Origin of the sequence: Peteryoungia wuzhouensis, from assembly GCF_003205195.1 — a bacterium.
GTDB lineage: Bacteria > Pseudomonadota > Alphaproteobacteria > Rhizobiales > Rhizobiaceae > Allorhizobium > Allorhizobium wuzhouense.
This window is the reverse complement of sequence record NZ_QJRY01000001.1, coordinates 1,009,042-1,026,360: the sequence shown is the minus strand read 5'-3', so window position 1 is coordinate 1,026,360 and position 17,319 is coordinate 1,009,042. Positions and strand designations below refer to the sequence as shown.

General features: G+C 61.8%; 19 protein-coding genes. 11 read left to right on the top strand and 8 right to left on the bottom strand.

Going from position 1 to position 17,319, the window contains the following annotated elements:
* Positions 1-102 precede the first annotated feature (102 nt).
* The 8 genes from DMY87_RS05030 (at position 103) to pyrC (ending at position 8,186) form a co-directional block, all read left to right on the top strand.
* On the top strand, positions 103-1,161 hold the full coding sequence (locus tag DMY87_RS05030) for an ABC transporter permease (protein ID WP_110790140.1): 1,059 nt from the start codon (positions 103-105) through the stop codon (positions 1,159-1,161).
* Positions 1,161-1,943, top strand: a complete 783-nt coding sequence (locus tag DMY87_RS05025; RefSeq protein WP_110790139.1) for an ATP-binding cassette domain-containing protein — start codon at positions 1,161-1,163, stop codon at positions 1,941-1,943. Before DMY87_RS05030 ends, DMY87_RS05025 begins: the two co-directional genes overlap by 1 nt.
* Positions 1,940-2,563 carry a nucleoside triphosphate hydrolase gene (locus DMY87_RS05020; protein WP_110790138.1) on the top strand — a complete coding sequence of 208 codons (624 nt, stop codon included), beginning with the start codon at positions 1,940-1,942 and terminating at the stop codon, positions 2,561-2,563. Before DMY87_RS05025 ends, DMY87_RS05020 begins: the two co-directional genes overlap by 4 nt.
* Before the next feature lie 211 nt (positions 2,564-2,774).
* A complete protein-coding gene (locus DMY87_RS05015; RefSeq protein ID WP_110790137.1) occupies positions 2,775-3,173 on the top strand; it encodes a response regulator in 399 nt (132 codons plus the stop codon).
* Positions 3,174-3,196: 23 nt separating this feature from the next.
* On the top strand, positions 3,197-3,691 hold the full coding sequence (locus tag DMY87_RS05010) for a putative pterin-binding protein (RefSeq protein ID WP_110790136.1): 495 nt from the start codon (positions 3,197-3,199) through the stop codon (positions 3,689-3,691).
* Entirely contained in the window at positions 3,688-5,961 is a 2,274-nt protein-coding gene (locus DMY87_RS05005; protein ID WP_110790135.1) for an ATP-binding protein, read from the top strand. The genes DMY87_RS05010 and DMY87_RS05005 overlap by 4 nt, the downstream gene beginning before the upstream one ends.
* 16 nt (positions 5,962-5,977) lie before the next feature.
* Positions 5,978-7,078, top strand: coding sequence for an HD domain-containing phosphohydrolase (locus DMY87_RS05000; protein ID WP_110790134.1), 1,101 nt, complete (start codon positions 5,978-5,980; stop codon positions 7,076-7,078).
* A 70-nt stretch (positions 7,079-7,148) separates the two neighbouring features.
* On the top strand, positions 7,149-8,186 hold the full coding sequence (gene pyrC / locus DMY87_RS04995) for a dihydroorotase (RefSeq protein ID WP_110790133.1): 1,038 nt from the start codon (positions 7,149-7,151) through the stop codon (positions 8,184-8,186).
* Between the two features lie 63 nt (positions 8,187-8,249).
* On the opposite strand, the gene DMY87_RS04990 is transcribed toward pyrC, so the two are convergent.
* The gene (locus DMY87_RS04990) at positions 8,250-8,405 is read right to left on the bottom strand and encodes a DUF3096 domain-containing protein (protein WP_110790384.1); all 156 of its coding nucleotides are present in this window, start codon (positions 8,403-8,405) and stop codon (positions 8,250-8,252) included.
* 130 nt (positions 8,406-8,535) lie between these two features.
* Here DMY87_RS04990 and DMY87_RS04985 point away from each other — a divergent pair, with 130 nt between their 5' ends.
* The 3 genes from DMY87_RS04985 (at position 8,536) to DMY87_RS24335 (ending at position 10,800) form a co-directional block, all read left to right on the top strand.
* Complete coding sequence (locus DMY87_RS04985; RefSeq protein ID WP_110790132.1) at positions 8,536-9,228, top strand: orotate phosphoribosyltransferase; 693 nt, start codon at positions 8,536-8,538, stop codon at positions 9,226-9,228.
* 77 nt (positions 9,229-9,305) lie between these two features.
* A complete protein-coding gene (locus DMY87_RS04980; RefSeq protein WP_110790131.1) occupies positions 9,306-10,232 on the top strand; it encodes a carbohydrate kinase family protein in 927 nt (308 codons plus the stop codon).
* 142 nt (positions 10,233-10,374) lie between these two features.
* Positions 10,375-10,800 (top strand): hypothetical protein, encoded by a 426-nt coding sequence (locus tag DMY87_RS24335; RefSeq protein WP_205908140.1) that lies wholly within the window; start codon positions 10,375-10,377, stop codon positions 10,798-10,800.
* Between the two features lie 71 nt (positions 10,801-10,871).
* Here the strand turns inward: DMY87_RS24335 and DMY87_RS04970 are convergent, their stop codons facing one another.
* The 7 genes from DMY87_RS04970 to pgi form a co-directional block, all read right to left on the bottom strand.
* The gene (locus DMY87_RS04970) at positions 10,872-11,432 is read right to left on the bottom strand and encodes a hypothetical protein (RefSeq protein WP_110790130.1); all 561 of its coding nucleotides are present in this window, start codon (positions 11,430-11,432) and stop codon (positions 10,872-10,874) included.
* A gap of 234 nt (positions 11,433-11,666) precedes the next feature.
* Entirely contained in the window at positions 11,667-12,089 is a 423-nt protein-coding gene (locus DMY87_RS04965; RefSeq protein WP_110790129.1) for a glyoxalase superfamily protein, read from the bottom strand.
* On the bottom strand, positions 12,086-13,480 hold the full coding sequence (locus tag DMY87_RS04960) for an MATE family efflux transporter (RefSeq protein WP_110790128.1): 1,395 nt from the start codon (positions 13,478-13,480) through the stop codon (positions 12,086-12,088). Before DMY87_RS04960 ends, DMY87_RS04965 begins: the two co-directional genes overlap by 4 nt.
* 415 nt (positions 13,481-13,895) lie before the next feature.
* Entirely contained in the window at positions 13,896-14,300 is a 405-nt protein-coding gene (locus DMY87_RS04955; RefSeq protein WP_110790127.1) for a PIN domain-containing protein, read from the bottom strand.
* Entirely contained in the window at positions 14,290-14,520 is a 231-nt protein-coding gene (locus DMY87_RS04950) for an AbrB/MazE/SpoVT family DNA-binding domain-containing protein (RefSeq protein WP_110790126.1), read from the bottom strand. The genes DMY87_RS04955 and DMY87_RS04950 overlap by 11 nt, the downstream gene beginning before the upstream one ends.
* 175 nt (positions 14,521-14,695) lie before the next feature.
* Positions 14,696-15,586: an aminoglycoside phosphotransferase family protein gene (locus DMY87_RS04945; RefSeq protein ID WP_110790125.1), complete on the bottom strand. Its 891-nt coding sequence runs from the start codon at positions 15,584-15,586 to the stop codon at positions 14,696-14,698.
* Positions 15,587-15,646: 60 nt separating this feature from the next.
* On the bottom strand, positions 15,647-17,275 hold the full coding sequence (gene pgi, locus DMY87_RS04940) for a glucose-6-phosphate isomerase (RefSeq protein ID WP_110790124.1): 1,629 nt from the start codon (positions 17,273-17,275) through the stop codon (positions 15,647-15,649).
* Positions 17,276-17,319 lie beyond the last annotated feature (44 nt).

Below are 17,319 nucleotides of genomic sequence, written 5' to 3'. Positions count from 1 at the left end.
CGTGATGGCGGACCATGAAAAGATCGGGGCGGCCCATGGCCGCCCCGTGTTGAATACCGGGCCCGGAGCCCGGCAGAAGAACCACATCGGGAGGTAAGTTCTATGGCGGGAGCCCAGGAATTCGAGAAGGTGCTGACCCAGAGTGAAACGAGCGTGGCGACCTTCGAGGACCGCTCCACTCTGCGCAAGATACAGCACTTCCTACACTCAACGCCGGCGGCTGTGCCTCTGATCGTTCTCGTGATGTCGATCATCATTTTCGGCCTGACGATCGGCGGCAAATTCTTCTCCAGCTATACGCTGACCCTCATCCTCCAGCAGATTGCCGTCGTCGGTATTCTCGGTGCTGCCCAGACGCTGGTCATCCTGACCGCCGGCATCGATCTGTCGATCGGCGTGGTCATGGTCATTTCAGCGGTGGTAATGGGCAATTGCGCCATCCACTACGGCATTCCCTCCGGCATTTCGGTGATGATCGGCCTGGCCGTCGGCGGCCTGTGCGGCCTGCTCAACGGCGTGCTCGTCGCCAAGGTCAAGCTGCCGCCCTTCATCGTTACGCTGGGCACCTGGTACATCGTGATGGCCACCAATTTCATCTATTCGGCCAATGAGACCTTGCGCGATGCCGATGTCGAGGCGATCGCACCGTTCCTCCAGGTCTTTGGCGAAAGCTTCAAGGTCGGCAAGGCGGTGTTCACGCTCGGCGTCGTCTTCATGCTGGTTCTGGTTTTCGGGCTTTGGTACGCGCTCAATCATACGGCCTGGGGACGGCATCTCTATGCGGTGGGCGACGACCCGGAGGCCGCACAGTTGGCCGGTATCCGCACCGACCGCGTCTTGCTCGGCACCTATACGCTGGCGGGCGTCATCGCTGGACTGGCCGCCTGGGTTTCGATCGGCCGTAATGGTTCGATTTCGCCCTCGGCTGCGGTCACCGACTATAATCTTCAGGCGATCACCGCGGCCGTGGTCGGCGGCATCTCGCTCTTCGGCGGGCGCGGCTCGATCCTCGGCACGCTCTTTGGTGCCCTCATCGTCGGTGTGGTCTCCATGGGCCTCAACATGCTCGGCGCCGATCCGCAATGGAAGGTGCTCCTGACGGGCGTGCTCATCATCGCCGCCGTTGCAATCGACCAGTGGATCAGAAAGGTAGCAGGCTGATGACCCAGGAACCCATTCTCACCGCGCGCGGCCTGGTCAAGCGTTACGGCCGTGTGACCGCCCTCGATCAGGCCGATTTCGACCTTTATCCGGGCGAAATCCTTGCCGTCATCGGCGACAACGGCGCCGGCAAGTCTTCGCTGATCAAGGCGATCTCGGGCGCCGTCACCCCGGATGAGGGCGAGATCAAGCTCGAAGGCCGGACGATCAACTTCCGCTCGCCGATCGAGGCGCGCAAGGCCGGCATCGAGACCGTCTACCAGAACCTGGCGCTGTCGCCGGCACTCTCGATCGCCGACAACATGTTCCTCGGCCGCGAGATCCGCAAACCCGGCATCATGGGCTCGGTCTTCCGCAAGCTCGACCGCCCCGCGATGGAAAAGTTCGCCCGCGACAAGCTGACCGAACTTGGGCTGATGACCATCCAGAACATCAACCAGGCGGTGGAGACGCTGTCGGGCGGCCAGCGCCAGGGTGTGGCGGTCGCCCGTGCTGCAGCCTTCGGTTCGAAGGTGATCATCCTCGACGAGCCGACGGCAGCGCTCGGCGTCAAGGAAAGCCGCAAGGTGCTCGAACTGATCCTCGACGTGCGCTCGCGCGGCATGCCGATCGTGCTCATTTCCCACAACATGCCGCATGTCTTCGAAGTGGCCGACCGCATCCATGTCCATCGCCTGGGCAAGCGGCTCTGCGTCATCAACCCGAAGGACTACACGATGTCCGACGCCGTTGCCTTCATGACAGGCGCGCGGCCGGCGCCGGATACCGGCATTGCCGCATGAGCCTTGACGTCCAGGGACTGGCGGACGAGATCATCAGGCGGGCTCACGGCAGAGCCCGCTTTCTCGTCGGCATTGCCGGACCGCCGGGCGGCGGCAAGTCGACGCTCGCCGACGCTTTGTCCGAACGCCTGAAACAGGCGGGCGAGGCGCCGGCCGTCCTGCCCATGGACGGCTTTCATCTCGACAACCGTCTGCTGATCGAGCGCGGCCTCCTGCCCCGGAAAGGGGCACCTGACACCTTCGACGTGCGGGGTCTGCGGGACATTCTTCAGGCCGTGCGCGCCGGTGGTGAGGTTCTCGTCCCGGTCTTCGACCGCGACCGCGAACTGGCGATCTGTGCGGCCCGCTGCATCGCACCGGACGATCGCATCATCCTGGTCGAAGGCAACTATGTCCTTCTCGACCGCGAGCCGTGGCGTCCGATCGCCTCGCTGTTTGACCTCACCGTCATGGTGGCGCCGCCGCAGGACGAACTCGAGCGCCGTCTGATCGCCCGCTGGGTTCATTATGGACTGTCCCAGGACGAGATCCATGCCAAGGTGCATGGCAACGACCTGCCCAACGGCCAGCTGGTGCTGAGCGCCAGCCATCCGGCGGATATCACGCTCAATTTCGGCTAAATTGCTGGTGTGGCTGGGCAGTTCGATCCTTCTTTAATTCTTAAGTTCTAATTAAATGGGCGATCGATAAAATTGTATCGGTTTGCTTCAGCCAATCTCAGCCTCCCCCTGATACAACTCCTCCATGAAAGATTAACGCGTGCAACGTCTTCCCGAGAGTGCGGGGGGACGGAAACAGTCCCAGGGACCAGCGTCGGAGAGGAGTGGTGGCATGACTATATTGATCGTTGAAGACAACCCGACCAATGCGATGATCATCAAGCATCTGGCCAAGAAGGTGACCAACGAAGAGATGGTCGTCGCGTCCGATGGCAATGCTGCGCTGACCTTCTGTCATGCCGAAAACTTTTCCATGCTGATCGTCGACCATCTGCTGCCGGGCATGTCCGGGCTGCAGTTCATCAAGGCCGTGCGTCTGATGGACCGCTATCGCGACGTGCCGGCGGTGATGGTGACGGCAGAGACGGATCCGCGTCTGCGCGAGGAAGCCCGCGCCGCCGGCGTCACCGATTTCCTGCACAAGCCGGTCGAGGCCGTGGCCTTCCGCAAGCTGGTCGCCGACCACCTCGGCTCCGCCGCGATCGTCTCAGACCTGCCGAAATCCGCTTGATCAACACCATCTGGAGAAGTCCCATGAAAGGCATGCTGCTTGCGCTCCTGATCGGGGCTGTTTGCTCAACGTCTGCGCTGGCCCTGGATGCACCGAAGGGTCCCGTCGTTCTGACCGTCAAAGGCGCGATCACCAACACCAATGTCGGCGACACGGCGGAGTTCGATCTGGCCATGCTGGAGGCGCTCTCCGGCCGCAAGGCCACGATGGAAACACCCTGGACGCAGGGCATGGTCACCTTTGAAGGGCCGCTGCTGAGCGCGCTGCTCAAGGCTGTCGGCGCCACGGGGTCGACCCTCTCGGTCAAGGCCCTGAACGACTATGCGGCCGAAGTGCCGGCTGACGATGCCAAGCTGGCGACGATCCTGGCGACCCGCATGGATGGCAAGCTGATGTCGGTTCGCGACAAGGGACCGCTGATGGTCGTCTATCCCTTCGACCAGGATCCCAGTCTCTACAATGAGAAATACTTCTCGCGGTCTGTCTGGCAGATCAAGGAAATCGAGGTCGGCAAGTGAAAAACAGGGAAGAGACACTCCGGAAGGCGGCAGGAGGGGGCAGTGTTGCCTTCATCCTGCAGCTGATTTCGGCTGTCCTTCTCTCCGTGCTCCTGATCCTCTTCGTCGACATCGCCCGCCAGTACCGGATCATGGAAGACGGCGTGCGGGAAAACTCCATGTGGTCGGTTTATCAGCTCGACCGGGAAACCCGCCAGCTCGACTACAGTCTGTCGGTCCTGCGTCGCGGCGAGGCGACGGACAAGGCCTATCAGGAACTCGCTCTGCGCTACGACATTCTCTATTCGCGCATAGCAATCCTCGATCAGTCGAAGTTCGGCAGCTATTTTGCCAAGGACATGAAGATCCAGGCTCATATCGGCGATATCACCAGAACCATCTCCGACATCCAGCCGATTTTCGATGGGATCACCGCCGGCACCTATCCCACGCGTGAGCAGCTGGACCAGCTCGAAACGATCATTTCGGGCATGGGGCGCATCACCGAGCAGTTCCTGCTCTATACCAATACGCGTGTCAGTTCCGAGCGCGCCGAAAGCCGCCAGATCATCCTTGGGCTGGAGCGGACTTCGGGCATCATGCTCGTCCTGCTGATGATCTCCGTGGTCTTCCTCGTCGTGACCCTGAACCGGCAGCTGAAATCCGTCCGCGAAACCAGCCGCGAACTGCAGGACATGGCCTCCGAACTGACGGAGGCCTATGAGGCGGCCGATGCCGGCAACCGGGCGAAGTCGCAGTTCATGGCCACCATGGGGCATGAAATCCGCACACCGCTCAACGCCATCCTCGGCATGTCGGAACTGCTGGAACTCTCGGAATTGCCCGACGATGCCCTGTCGAGCGTCAAGACGATCCGCTCTTCCGGCGAAGCCCTGCTTGAGATTATCAACGAGATCCTCGATTTCTCCAAGATCGAACACGGCAAGCTGGAACTCGAGGAGCGTGCCTTCGACATCTGCGGTCTGGCCGAAAGCACCGTCAGCATCATCCGCGGCCGCGCGGACGACCACGGCAATACGATCATTCTCGATCTGCCGGAATCGCTGCAGGCGCTCTTCGTCAAGACCGACCCGACCCGTCTGCGCCAGGTCCTGCTGAACCTGCTGTCCAATGCGGTCAAATTCACCAGCCAGGGTACCGTCACACTGCGCCTGCGCGAATTCTACCGCGAAGGCAAGCTGATGATCCGCTTCGAGGTCGAGGACACCGGCATCGGCATCGACGAGGCCGGTCTCGACAAGCTCTTCAAGCCGTTCTCGCAGGTCGACGCTTCGATCAGCCGTCGTTATGGCGGCACCGGCCTTGGCCTCACCATCTGCAAGCAGATCGTCGAGAAGCTGGGTGGCGAACTCGGCATGAGCAGCACGGTCGGCGTCGGCTCGATCTTCTGGTTCGAGCTGGCCGTGGTCCCGGTCAGCCGCGAAGAGGCAGACAGCGTCGCCGCCAAGATCGTCGCAGACGAAACCCTGCCGCGCTATCGCATCCTTCTCGTCGAGGACAACAAGGTCAACCAGATCGTTGCGTCGCGCTTCCTCGCTCGCCTTGGGCAGGAGGTCGAGATTGCCAATGACGGTGCCGAAGCGGTCGCCATCACCCGTGGCCAGATCTTCGACCTGATCCTCATGGACATGCAGATGCCGGTGATGGACGGCATCGAGGCGACGCGCCGGATCATCGCCGAAGGCGGACCGTGTGCGGCCACCCCGATTATCGCCATGACCGCCAATGCCTCGGATGACGACCGTCGCCGCTGCATGGATGCCGGCATGCAGGGCTTCGAATCCAAGCCCGTGACCCTGGAGAGACTGAAGCAGATGATCGCCTATGCCACCACGCCGGACCGCGCTGTGTCGCCGTCCCAGGATCAGTCAGAAGGGGGCAAGGCCGCTGTGGAACGCTTCGAGCTGCCGGAACCGGATATGAGCGGCATGCCGATGCGTGCCCTGCCGGGCCTCGGGATCGAGGGGCTGGACGAAGCCCGTCATGCCGAACTGGTCGATGCCCTGGGCGAAGACGTTTTCCAGGAGCTGGTCGAGTCCTTCTTCAACGATGCGGAAGAACTGCTGGTCGAACTGGACGAGGCCTTGCGCAAGGCGGATGCCGAGAAGCGGGACCGTGTGCTGCACACGATCAAGGGGGCGGCCTCGAATGTTGGACTGAACGATCTCGCGGTGAAGGCCAATGCCTTGCGCCATCAGGCGCCGGAGCCGGCCGACATCGAAATGCTGGGCGACGAAATCCAGGCCCTCAAATTCAAACTCGTTGCATAGAAGCACGGAGGTGACCATGCGTATCTTGTTGGTTGACGATAACAGCACCAATCTGAAGCTTCTGACCAAGCTGGTTGGCAAGCTCGACAGTTGCGAGGCGGTGCCCTTCGCCAGTCCCGATGCCGTGCTGTCGGCTCTCCCGGAGCTCGATTTCGACATCGCGATCATCGACTACCAGATGCCGGTCTATAATGGTGTCGAGCTCTATACGGAAATTGTCCGCTTCGAGAAATATGCCGAGGTGCCGGTTATCTTTGTCACCGCCGACAAGGACATGACGACGCGCATGGCGGCGCTGAATGCCGGCGCCATCGATTTTCTCACCAAGCCGGTCAACCCAGTCGAGTTCCAGGCCCGTGTGCAGAACATCGTCAGCCTTGCCCGCGCCCGCCGTCAGCTGGCCGATCAGGCCGAATGGCTGCGCCGCGAGGTGGAGCGGGCTGTCGGTGAACTGCGCGAGCGCGAGCAGGAGATCATCCATCGCCTGACGCTGGCGGCCGGCTACAAGGATCCGGAGACGGCGCGCCACACATTGCGCGTCGCGTCCTATTCCGAGGCGATCGCCATCGAACTCGGCCTGTCGCCGCAGCTTTGCCACGACATCCGCCTGGCCGCCCCGATGCATGACATCGGCAAGGTCGCGATGCCCGATACGGTGCTCTTGAAGCAGGGCCGTCTGACGGAGGCGGAATACCGTCAGATGCAGGCCCATGCCGAGATCGGCAGCGACATCCTCGGCCGTTCGCATTCTTCGCTGCTGCAGCTCGCGTCCGAGATTGCCGCCAGTCACCACGAACGCTGGGACGGGCAGGGTTATCCCAACCGCCTGTCCGGCACGGCCATCCCGATCTCCGGTCGCATCGTCTGCATCGCGGATAATTTCGACGCATTGACCACCGAGCGGCCCTACAAGCCGGCCTGGAGTTTCGCCCGCACCGTCGAGCATATCCTCGGCCGCGCCGGGACGCAGTTCGATCCGGATTGCGTCGCGGCCTTCGAGCGGGCGCTGCCGCGCATTCAGGCGATCATGGACCAGGATCGTCGCGAGCAGGCCGAAGAGGCAGAACGCGCCATGGCGGCATCGCCGGATCGTATTCCGGGCGAACGGGTCGCCTGAGATCCTTTGATCACGGCGACGAACATGCTAAGGGCGGGCAGATTTCTGTAAGCCGGAGGCATGTCGCATTATGGTATCCCTGACGATCCGTCGCCCCGATGACTGGCATCTGCATCTGCGCGACGGCGCCATGCTGGAAGGCGTGATCGGCGACACCAGCCGCCATTTCGCCCGTGCCATCATCATGCCGAACCTTGTGCCGCCAGTGGTCACCACGGCGGATGCAAAGGCCTATCGCGAGCGCATCGTCAATGCCATTCCGGCAGGCGATCGTTTCGAGCCGCTGATGACGCTCTACCTGACAGAGCACACCAATCCCGACGACGTGGAAGAGGGCAAGCGCTCCGGCCTGATCACGGCGGTGAAGCTTTATCCTGCCGGTGCGACGACCAATTCCCATGGCGGCGTGCGCGACATGGACAAGGCCATGCCGGTGCTGGAGCGCATGGCGAAGATCGGCCTGCCGCTGTGCGTGCATGGCGAAGTGACGACACCCGAAGTCGACATCTTCGACCGTGAAAAGGTCTTCATCGACACGGTTCTCGATCCGCTGCGCAAGCGTCTGCCTGAACTGAAGGTCACCATGGAGCATGTGACGACGGAAGACGGCGTCGGCTATATCCAGTCGGCCGGGAAGAACCTCGCCGGCTCGATCACCACGCATCACCTGATCATCAACCGCAACGACATTCTGGTCGGCGGTATCCAGCCGCATTACTACTGCCTTCCTGTCGCCAAGCGCGAGAACCATCGCCAGGCGCTGCGCAAGGCGGCCGTCTCCGGCGATGCAAGGTTCTTCCTCGGCACCGACAGTGCGCCGCATGTCGATCCACTGAAGGAGTGCGGTTGCGGCTGTGCGGGCATCTACACCTCGATCAACACCATGAGCTGCCTTGCCCATGTCTTTGAACAGGAGAATGCGCTGGACAAGCTCGAAGCCTTCACGTCGCTGAATGGCCCCGCCTGGTATGGCCTGCCGGCGAACGAGGAGACGATCACCCTGGTGAAGCGCGAGGAGCCCGTCGAGTTCCCGGTGAAGATCTTCACCGGCGCCGGGCCGGTCACGGTCTTCAACCCGAAATTCTCGCTGCACTGGGATGTCGCCTGAAACGACAATGCCTCGCGGTTGACGCGAGGCATTTTTCTTGGGCGGTTGTCGGCGATACCGGTCTCAGCCACCGAGTGAGCCGAGCTGCGGCCAGAGGCCGAGCACGCCGATGACGATCAGGTAGATCGCGACAACATAGTTGAGCAGCCGCGGCATCACGAGGATGAGAATGCCGGCGATGAGAGCGACGAGGGGCTGGATGACGAGGATGTTTTCCATCGGATGAAAGTCCTGCGGTTGGAGGCCAGCGGTAAAGGCAAATACCGCCAATTTGTTCCATCGCGCCACTCTGGTCAGTCCTGCCGCTTGCTGCTATTGGCCTTGAAACGAGACCGATGAGGAGAACGCCATGATCCAGACCCCCTTCACCGACCCCGCCGTCATGGCAGACCTCGTGGCGAAGATGCTCTGGGAGATCAAGGCGGTGCATTTCAATGCGGCCGAGCCCTACAAGCTCTCCTCGGGCATGAAGAGCCCCGTCTATATCGACTGCCGCAAGCTTCTCTCTTATCCGCGCGTACGTTCCGCCGTCATGGATTTCGCGGCAGCTACCCTGATGCGTCATGCCGGCTTCGAGCAGTTCGACTGCATCGCCGGCGGCGAGACGGCCGGCATTCCCTTTGCGGCCCTGCTCGCCGACCGCTTGGGCCTGCCGATGATCTATGTGCGCAAGGCGCCGAAGGGCCATGGCCGCAATGCCCAGATCGAAGGCCACATGCCGGAAGGGTCGCGCGTGCTCGTCATCGAGGATCTGACGACCGCCGGCGGCAGCATGTTCAAGTTCATCGATGCGGTCCGCGCAGCAGGCGGCGTGGTCGATCACGGCATCGCGCTGTTCTTCTACGGCATCTTCCCGGAGGCGCTGCAGCGCTTCGACGACGGCAAGGTGAAGCTGCATTACATCGCCACATGGCGCAATGTGCTTGCCGTCGCGCGTGAACAGAAGCTGTTCGACGACGAGACGCTGTCGGAGGTCGAGGCCTTCCTCGATGCGCCGCTGGAATGGTCCGGTCGGAATGGTGGGGTTTCGTCGCTCGCCTGAGCAATTGCTCATGGTCGCACTGGAAATCGGGCGCGACTTGGTTTAAATCGATTGAAACGGAAGACTGGGAGGTCGAGATGATCCTGTGTTGCGGCGAAGCGCTGATCGACATGTTGCCACGCGAAACCACGCTCGGCGAGCGGGCCTTCTCGCCCTATGCCGGCGGCGCGATCTTCAACACGGCGATTGCGCTCGGGCGGCTCGGCATCGACACCGGCTTCTTCACCGGTCTTTCCGACGACATGCTGGGCGACATCCTGCGCGACACGCTGAAATCCTCCGGCGTCGACTACAGCTATTGCGCCACGCTCTCGCGCCCCTGCACGATCGCGCTCGTCAAGCTCACCAACGGCCAGGCATCCTATGCCTTTTACGACGAGAATACGGCGGGCCGGATGATCACGGAAGCCGATCTGCCCACGCTGGATGACAGCTGCGAGGCCCTGCATTTCGGCGCGATCAGCCTGATCCCGGAACCCTGCGGCTCGACCTACGAGGCGCTGATGACGCGCGAGCACAAGACCCGCGTCATCTCGCTCGACCCCAACATCCGCCCAGGCTTCATCAAGGACAAGCAAGCCCACAAGGCGCGCATCGCCCGCATGGCCGACATGTCCGACATCCTGAAATTCTCCGACGAGGATCTCGATTGGTTCGATCTGCCGGGTACCCAGGACGAACGCGCCGAATACTGGCTGACGCGCGGCGCCAAGCTCGTGGTGCTGACCAAGGGCGCGGAAGGTGCGACCGCCTATACCGCGAACTTCAAAGTCTCTGTGCCCTCGAATAAGGTCGAGGTGGTCGACACTGTCGGCGCCGGCGATACGTTTGACGCGGGCATTCTGGCGTCGCTGAAGCGTCAGGGATTGCTGACCAAAGACAAGGTTGCGACGCTCTCGGAAGAGGCGGTGCGGCAGGCGCTGACCGTCGGCGCGAAGGCGGCGGCCGTGACTGTGTCGCGGGCAGGGGCCAACCCGCCGACGGCGGCCGAGATCGGGTTCTGAGGCGCGGCCGGAAGGTCGGCCTGTCAGGTCAGGCTCCGTCTCGCCACCCCCTCGGCGAGGCCAGCCTTGCAATCCCGTTTGCCAGCAAAGGTTGACGCAAGATTGGATTGCTACTTTCCGTGCCACATAAGGGAGAGCAATCATGAAAGTCGACACAGCCGCCAGCTATATGGTCTCTGGCGCGCGCACCACTGCGGCGATGCGCGCTGAAACACAGGCATTTGGTGCGATGGTGTCCGCACGGGCGCAGGATACGCAAGAAACGACCGGCGGCAGCGATGGGCAAGAGGCGCTCGATTTCACCCGCATGACCCGCCAGGAATTGTTCGACTGGATGAATGAACAGCTCCGCAGCGGAAAAATGTCTTTCGATGAAAGCGCGCCCTTTCTGGGCATGACCTTGAAGATCTCGGCGGAGACCGGCGAACCGGTGGATATGGCGACAGACAACTCGCGGATAGACTTTACCGAGAAAGCGCGGCAAGGCATCGAGTTCTATGAGTTGCATTTCGACCAGGCATCGGCGGATGCGCTACAGGCGGCATTGGAGAAAATGCTGGACGCGTAAGATCACGCTCAGCGGCGGAAACAGCTTGCTGGATGGCTGTTTCCAGCTGGACGGCAACGCCTTTAGGTGTCTTACGATCCCGCCGGTCGGTAGGTCCCGTTGTCGTCAGATACGATCGACAGCGGCTCAGACCTGTTGTCGTCTCCCTGCTCCTCACCTTCCTGCTTTTCCAAAGCCTTTGTCAGCTTGTCGTTCGCATCCGGGTCCTTGGCGCTGTCGATCACGTCCTGAATGGACACGCCGAGCTTGTCGAGGCCGAGTTCCTTCTCGAGGCTCTTGACGGCCATATCGCCGCCCTCCGCCTTCAGCTTGCCGAGCGCCTTCTGCATGGCACTGGAAAACTCTTCTCTCGACCCGTAATCCGACGCGTCGACGCCCAGCGCTTTGCCGGCGCGCTCGATCAGATCGATCTTCAGCTTGTTGATGTTCACGTGGTTCACGCTGAAGAAGGATTCCGAGATTTTCGATTGTGCCTGCGTGGGCTGCGCGGCACTGCCGATCTTGCCATCAAGACCGTTCGCGGTTGCGACAAGCGCGTCAGTCCCGGCCCCGTCCTGTTCGACCGCGCCAGCGGAGCGTGTCTGCTGAAGAATCAGAAGTGCTGCAGAATTGGAGGGGGTGACGGTGGTCATCGCAGGATCTCTTATCCTCGGATGGACGCCATCATGGGCAATCCGGGCGACAGAACCAAAGCATCATGCATCAGCCAGACAGGTGATTTGCCTGCAACCTATCAGGGAAAGGTTAATGAATCCAGTGGCGGCCTTTCACTGAAACGGCACGCTTGCGGCGTGCCCCGACCGTGTGCAGGATTGGCCAAACGGTGATGCGCAGGCGGCCGTCAATGACAAGCCGCCCTGCATGCCTTACAGCGGACTGATGATCAGATGTGGCATCCCGTTTGACGTCTTTTCTGCGGAATGACCTCTATCATCGACGACGCCTCTTGCCACGCGACGCATGTTGGAGAAACCCTCAAAGGTAACGGTGTCCACCGGCTCGTCGAAACAGACGGACAGGGCGTGGCCGCTTTCCGAAGACGTGATCGCGGTGATTTCGCCCTTGAATGCCTGCCCGAGATAATGGCCCCTGACCCTCTGGTGCAGATAAAAGACGGGTGGAGCAAGTTTTGCCAGTTGAGCAGACAATGTGTTCCAGTCGCGCGCGCCGTTCCGGTGTGCGATCAGTTCCAGGGCCTTGGCGTGGCCGACAACTGTGCCTTCCGCCGCGAGCGTGACCCGCAGCGCCTTTGCCTGCGCCTTTGCTTCCGCGATGCTTTTGACTGTCATGGTCGAACCCCCGTCGCAGCGATCCCGATACCGGCACGGCCCCGCTCCTTGATGGCAGTCAACAACACAAGGACGGTGATCACCACCGCGAGAGCATCGGCGGCGGGATAGGCGAACCACAATGCATTCCCGCCCAGCAAGATTGCGGCAGTCCCGATCAGCAAGGGCACGAGCAGGACGGGTTTGACGAGCGTGAGAAGCGCTGCGCGGGCCGGCTGGCCAAGAGCCTGGAAATAAAGGCCAAGCACGAGGACAGGCCCCGAAAACAGATAGAGGGCTGCCATGATCCGGAGGATCCGGCCGACGTCATCGATCACAGCCGCGTCTGCGACAAACATTGCCCCCAAGGCACTGCCCTGGCTCAACAGCAGACCCTCAACGGCAGCGCAATAAAGCAGTGTTGTCGTCGCCGCGATCCGAAGGGTGGCATCGGAGCGCGCATAAAGACCCGCGCCCACATTGTTGCCGACGATGCTCTGCATCGCCATGCCGACGGCCATGCTGGGCAAAAAGGCAAAGCCGAAAATCCGTGTCGCGATGCCGTAGGCTGCGATGGTTTTGGCATAGTCGGCGCTTGCCGAAAAGCGCAGGGCCACAACGACACTGGCAGCGGAAAGTGCCATTCCGGCAAAACCCAGGCTGAGAGGCGCGCCCAGGACCGCGATTGCTTGCCAACGATTGGTCCAGCGGTTTCGCCAGAGGCTGGCGAGCGGCAGCATATCGGCTTTGAGCCGGCGCAAGACGAGGAGCAGGGTCAATCCGAGCGCCTGCGCCAGCACGGTGCCGAGGGCCGATCCGGCCACGCCAAGCTCCATGCGCGCCACAAGAACGGAGTTCAGCACGATGTTGGCAAGGGTAACCCCAAGCGACATCAAGGCCATGGTGCCGGCATGGCCCTCGTTCCGGCAGGCATCGGCGTGGACAGCGAGGAGGAACTGGATCGGTGTTCCGGCCACGGAAATCGCCAGGAAAACCCAGACCATGTCCGCAATCGACCCGTCGGAGCCGGCAAGGTGGATCGAGAAAAGTCTGCCGCCGGCGCAGAAAAGCACGATGAGTACCAAAGCGATGGACAGGGCAAGTCCGTGGGCGCCGGCAAGCGTTGCCGAGGCTTCCTCGCGGTTTCCGGCGCCGAGTTGGCGGGCAAGCAGGCTCGACATGCCCCCGCCGACAAGGGTCGCCAGCGCGATGGTGATCATCAGGATCGGGAAGGTCATGCCGACCGCCGCCATGGCATCGGCACCCACGTAATGGCCGAGAAAGAAGGCATCGACGATGCCAAGTATGCCATTCATGCCCATGATCGCAATCATCGGCAATGCGGTGACGGCGAAGAGCCTGCCGGGAGAGGCAGTCAGAAAACGGTTTTCGGGCGATTGTCGCAGCGACATCACTCACTCCTCCAAAGAGGCATTTCGATGGTGATGGGGGCCTGCATTGCCCACCGACGAAATGCTTCGAGGGTGAGAAGAAACTGCGAACCGGCTTTACCGTGACTTGCGTCTGCAGGCGGCAGGTGCTCGGAACCTGAGCGCCAAGAACCATTGAAATGGGAGATTGTCAATGACGGACCGCTCGTGCAGGGTCGCCGGGGAGAGCGGTGTGCTGACAGGGCCGTCTATGCGAGCGCGGGGGAGCCATTTCAACGTCCTCCATCTTCCGCACGAAAGGGGTAACTCCGGGCGGAACGGCGAGCTGTCATGCCCCGGTCGTTAAAAGAGCTGATATCGAGGGTCATGCCTTCGACGCAGGCCTCTTGACCTCGCTGAGGGTGCTCGACTGCCTGCCGCGCCCCCCAGGTCGCCTTTAGGATTGGGCGAACGGATTGACGATGCGCAGGCTGTCATCGATGTTCATGCCGTCCTGCATGTCTTCGGACAGCAATGTGTCGCAACCGGCCACGAGTGCGGTCGCAACGATCATCGCATCATAAATGGAAAGCCCGTAACGCTCTGAGATGACAAGCCCCGTCTCGTGGGTTGCAACCGTGAGCGGTTCGACATTCAGCAGCGCCCTGATCATGTCCAAAAACAAATGAGTGTCCGGCCAGGACATCCGCAGCTTGCGGCGCAGGACATTGGCGGTTTCGTTGAGGACCTGAACGCTGATCGTGCCACCCTTGGCAATTTCGGCCTCCGCTCGATCGGCTTTCTCGGCATCGCTCGAGGCGAGATAAAGAATTACGTTCGTGTCGACGAACCTACCGGCCATTCGCCTCATCCCGGTCGAACGTGAAGTCGGCCGGCAGCCGTCCCCGGAAGGCTCGCAGGCGCTGAAGCAGATCTTCAGGTGTCGGCTTACGGGCGACATCGAGCGCGCGCCAGTCTGTCGCGCGAATTTCGATGTCATCGCCTTCCTTCAGCTTCAGCGCTTCGACCACGCTAGCGGGAAGACGCACCGCGAGACTGTTGCCCCATTTGGCGATCTGCATGATCAACTCCGATGATATACCTGCGGCTTAATGTATATCAACGTGGTTACTCGATCAAGCATGCAGCCTTGTTGTCCTCTAAGACCACGTCAAAGAACTGCGTTGCCGAAGCGTCAAGGATTGCGGACGGGCAGGGGTCGTCTTCAGGTGCAGACGAAGCGTCGGTGCCCCCCGATCAAAGCTCGGCCTCGGCCAGTCGAGACAGTGTGCTTCTGCCCAATTCGGCCATCACGGGGTTGGTGTCCTTGTAGTACCAGACCAGGCCCATGGCTTGCTGGAACGCCCAGGCGGCTCCTCGTTGCCATTCGAGGTCATCGACGCCAAGTGTTTCCCGGAAAGTGGTTCGGGTCTCGTGGTTGAGGAGATGCCATCCGGCAACGAGATCGAGGGCCGGATCGGCCGGACCGAACCCACCGGTGTCAAGCACGCCGATCAGACGCTCTCCCTTCACCAACAGGTTCGTCGGAATGAGATCCTTGTGGCACATTGCCTCGGTCCGCGAAGGGGGGAGCACACGAAGGCGTTTCCACATGCGGCGAAGGTGCGCGACATCCAGGAGGCTTTTGCTCTTTTCGAAGCAGACCTCCATCCAGGCGTCGTGATCGGTCAGCTTTCCACCTCGACCGGGACCGGAAAAGGTCCGCCCCTTCAGGTCGACCTTGCGCAAAGCGCTGATCAAGTGAGCAAGATCGCGCGCGAAATCGAGTGAAGTGCTGAGACCGTGAGGAGTAGCGACATCGCCGTCGATCCAGGTCTGCACCAGCCATGGCATCGGAAACCCTGCGCCCCACTGTCCGATGCCAACCGGTACCGGGCTGGGAAATGCACAGTACTCATGGAACTCGCGACTGGCTTCGATTTCCTGTTCCAGGGTTCGCAGAGAAACGGCGGGATCCATCGTCCGGAGCGGAAAGCGGGCTGCATGTCTCTCGCCAATCCGAAAGATCGCATTCACTGTGCCTGCGGTCTCAAGTTCCCGGATGTCCTGGCCTCGAAACTGCGGAAACTGATCCGCTATCAGGTGACGGACTTGCTCAACGGTAATGGTCAGTTGGTCTTCATGCACGCGCTGCTTGCCTCGGGAGTCTGGATTGCGGTGTCCTAACCGAAGGGCAGAGCGGCCACTTCACCCCGTCTTCCGCTCCGAAAGCGCCGAGACCAGTCCGACCGTCGAGCTGTCATGCCCGGTCGCGGCGACCTTGCCCTGCACCACCGGCAAAAGCCCCGTCGCCAGTTCCTTGCCGAGTTCCACGCCCCATTGGTCAAACGAATTGATGCGGAAGATCACGCCTTCGACGAAGACGCGGTGTTCGTAAAGCGCGATCAGGCGGCCGAGCGTGTAGGGGGTGAGCTGGTCGTAGACAAAGGTGATCGAGGGGCGGTTGCCGGAGAAGACGCGGTGGGGGGCGAGGAAATCGGCGTCCTCGTCGGTCACGCCCTTGGCGGTGAGCTGGCCCTTGGCTTCGGCGAGTGTGCGGCCCTTCATCAGGGCTTCCGACTGGGCGAGGCAATTGGCGATCAGGAGGTCGTGCTGGTGGCGGAGCTCCGGTTCGAAGCCGTTGGCGGCGATCATGAATTCGGCCGGGATGACGCTCGTGCCCTGGTGGATGAGCTGATAGAAGGCGTGCTGGCCATTGGTGCCGGGCTCGCCCCAGACGACGGGACCGGAGGCACCCTGGACGGGCTTGCCGTCGATGGTGACGCTCTTGCCGTTCGATTCCATGTCGAGCTGCTGCAGATAGGCCGGGAAACGCGACAGGCGCTGGTCATAGGGCAGGATGGCGCGGGTTGGGTAGTTCAGCACCTTGCGGTGATAGACGCCAAGAGCGCCGAGCAGCATCGGCAGGTTGTCGCGGAAGGGGGCGGTGCGGAAATGCTCGTCCATGGCGTGGGCGCCATCAAGGAACTGGCCGAAATGATCAGGGCCGATCGCGATCATCAGCGGCAGGCCGATGGCCGACCAGATCGAATAGCGCCCACCGACCCAGTCCCAGAAGCCGAAGACGCGGGCCTGATCGATGCCGAAGGCGGCGACCTTGTCGAGCGCGGTCGAGACGGCGCAAAAATGATGGCCGACGGCCGCTTCCCCGAGCGCGTCCGCGACAAAGGCGCGGGCCGTCTGGGCATTGGTCATCGTCTCGATCGTCGTGAAGGTTTTCGACGCGACGATGAAGAGGGTGGTTTCGGCATCAAGCGTCTTCAGCGTGTCGGCGATATGGGCGCCGTCGATATTGGAGACGAAATGCAGGCGCGGGCCGTCATGGAAGGGCGAGAGCGCCAGTGTCGCCATGACCGGGCCGAGATCCGAGCCGCCGATGCCGATGTTGACGACATCCGTGATCGCCTTGCCGGTCGCACCTTTGGTCTCGCCCGAGCGAATGCCCTCGGCGAAGGTGCCCATGGCCTCGAGCACGCCGTTGACGTCAGGCATGACGTCGCGGCCTTCGACCATCACGGGGCGGTTCGAGCGGTTGCGCAGCGCCGTGTGAAGAACGGCGCGGCCTTCGGTGAAGTTGATCGGCGCACCTGAGAACATCTGGTCGCGCTTGTCGGCGACGCCGGCGGTCGTCACCAGTTCCTCGAGCAGATCGAGGATTTCGCCGTTCACGGCGCATTTGGAATAATCCATCAACAGGTCGCCGAGCGTGACGCTGAAACGCGAGAAGCGCTGCGGATCGGCGGCAAAGGCGGCGCGCAGGTCTTCGGCATGGGTGGCGGCAACGGCGCTCGTCAGCTTGTCGATGATGGCTTGCATCGGAATGTCCCTGTTAACATGGTTGCCCGGGACATTAGTCGCAG

Excerpts from the sequence above, each read along its gene's own strand:
- DMY87_RS05030 (WP_110790140.1), top strand. The coding sequence starts at position 103 with ATGGCGGGAGCCCAGGAATTCGAGAAGGTGCTGACCCAGAGTGAAACG.
- DMY87_RS05025 (WP_110790139.1), top strand. The coding sequence starts at position 1,161 with ATGACCCAGGAACCCATTCTCACCGCGCGCGGCCTGGTCAAGCGTTAC.
- DMY87_RS05020 (WP_110790138.1), top strand. The coding sequence starts at position 1,940 with ATGAGCCTTGACGTCCAGGGACTGGCGGACGAGATCATCAGGCGGGCT.
- DMY87_RS05015 (WP_110790137.1), top strand. The coding sequence starts at position 2,775 with ATGACTATATTGATCGTTGAAGACAACCCGACCAATGCGATGATCATC.
- DMY87_RS05010 (WP_110790136.1), top strand. The coding sequence starts at position 3,197 with ATGAAAGGCATGCTGCTTGCGCTCCTGATCGGGGCTGTTTGCTCAACG.
- DMY87_RS05000 (WP_110790134.1), top strand. The coding sequence starts at position 5,978 with ATGCGTATCTTGTTGGTTGACGATAACAGCACCAATCTGAAGCTTCTG.
- pyrC (WP_110790133.1), top strand. The coding sequence starts at position 7,149 with ATGGTATCCCTGACGATCCGTCGCCCCGATGACTGGCATCTGCATCTG.
- DMY87_RS04990 (WP_110790384.1), bottom strand. The coding sequence starts at position 8,405 with ATGGAAAACATCCTCGTCATCCAGCCCCTCGTCGCTCTCATCGCCGGC.
- DMY87_RS04985 (WP_110790132.1), top strand. The coding sequence starts at position 8,536 with ATGATCCAGACCCCCTTCACCGACCCCGCCGTCATGGCAGACCTCGTG.
- DMY87_RS04980 (WP_110790131.1), top strand. The coding sequence starts at position 9,306 with ATGATCCTGTGTTGCGGCGAAGCGCTGATCGACATGTTGCCACGCGAA.
- DMY87_RS24335 (WP_205908140.1), top strand. The coding sequence starts at position 10,375 with ATGAAAGTCGACACAGCCGCCAGCTATATGGTCTCTGGCGCGCGCACC.
- DMY87_RS04970 (WP_110790130.1), bottom strand. The coding sequence starts at position 11,432 with ATGACCACCGTCACCCCCTCCAATTCTGCAGCACTTCTGATTCTTCAG.
- DMY87_RS04965 (WP_110790129.1), bottom strand. The coding sequence starts at position 12,089 with ATGACAGTCAAAAGCATCGCGGAAGCAAAGGCGCAGGCAAAGGCGCTG.
- DMY87_RS04960 (WP_110790128.1), bottom strand. The coding sequence starts at position 13,480 with ATGTCGCTGCGACAATCGCCCGAAAACCGTTTTCTGACTGCCTCTCCC.
- DMY87_RS04955 (WP_110790127.1), bottom strand. The coding sequence starts at position 14,300 with ATGGCCGGTAGGTTCGTCGACACGAACGTAATTCTTTATCTCGCCTCG.
- DMY87_RS04950 (WP_110790126.1), bottom strand. The coding sequence starts at position 14,520 with ATGCAGATCGCCAAATGGGGCAACAGTCTCGCGGTGCGTCTTCCCGCT.
- pgi (WP_110790124.1), bottom strand. The coding sequence starts at position 17,275 with ATGCAAGCCATCATCGACAAGCTGACGAGCGCCGTTGCCGCCACCCAT.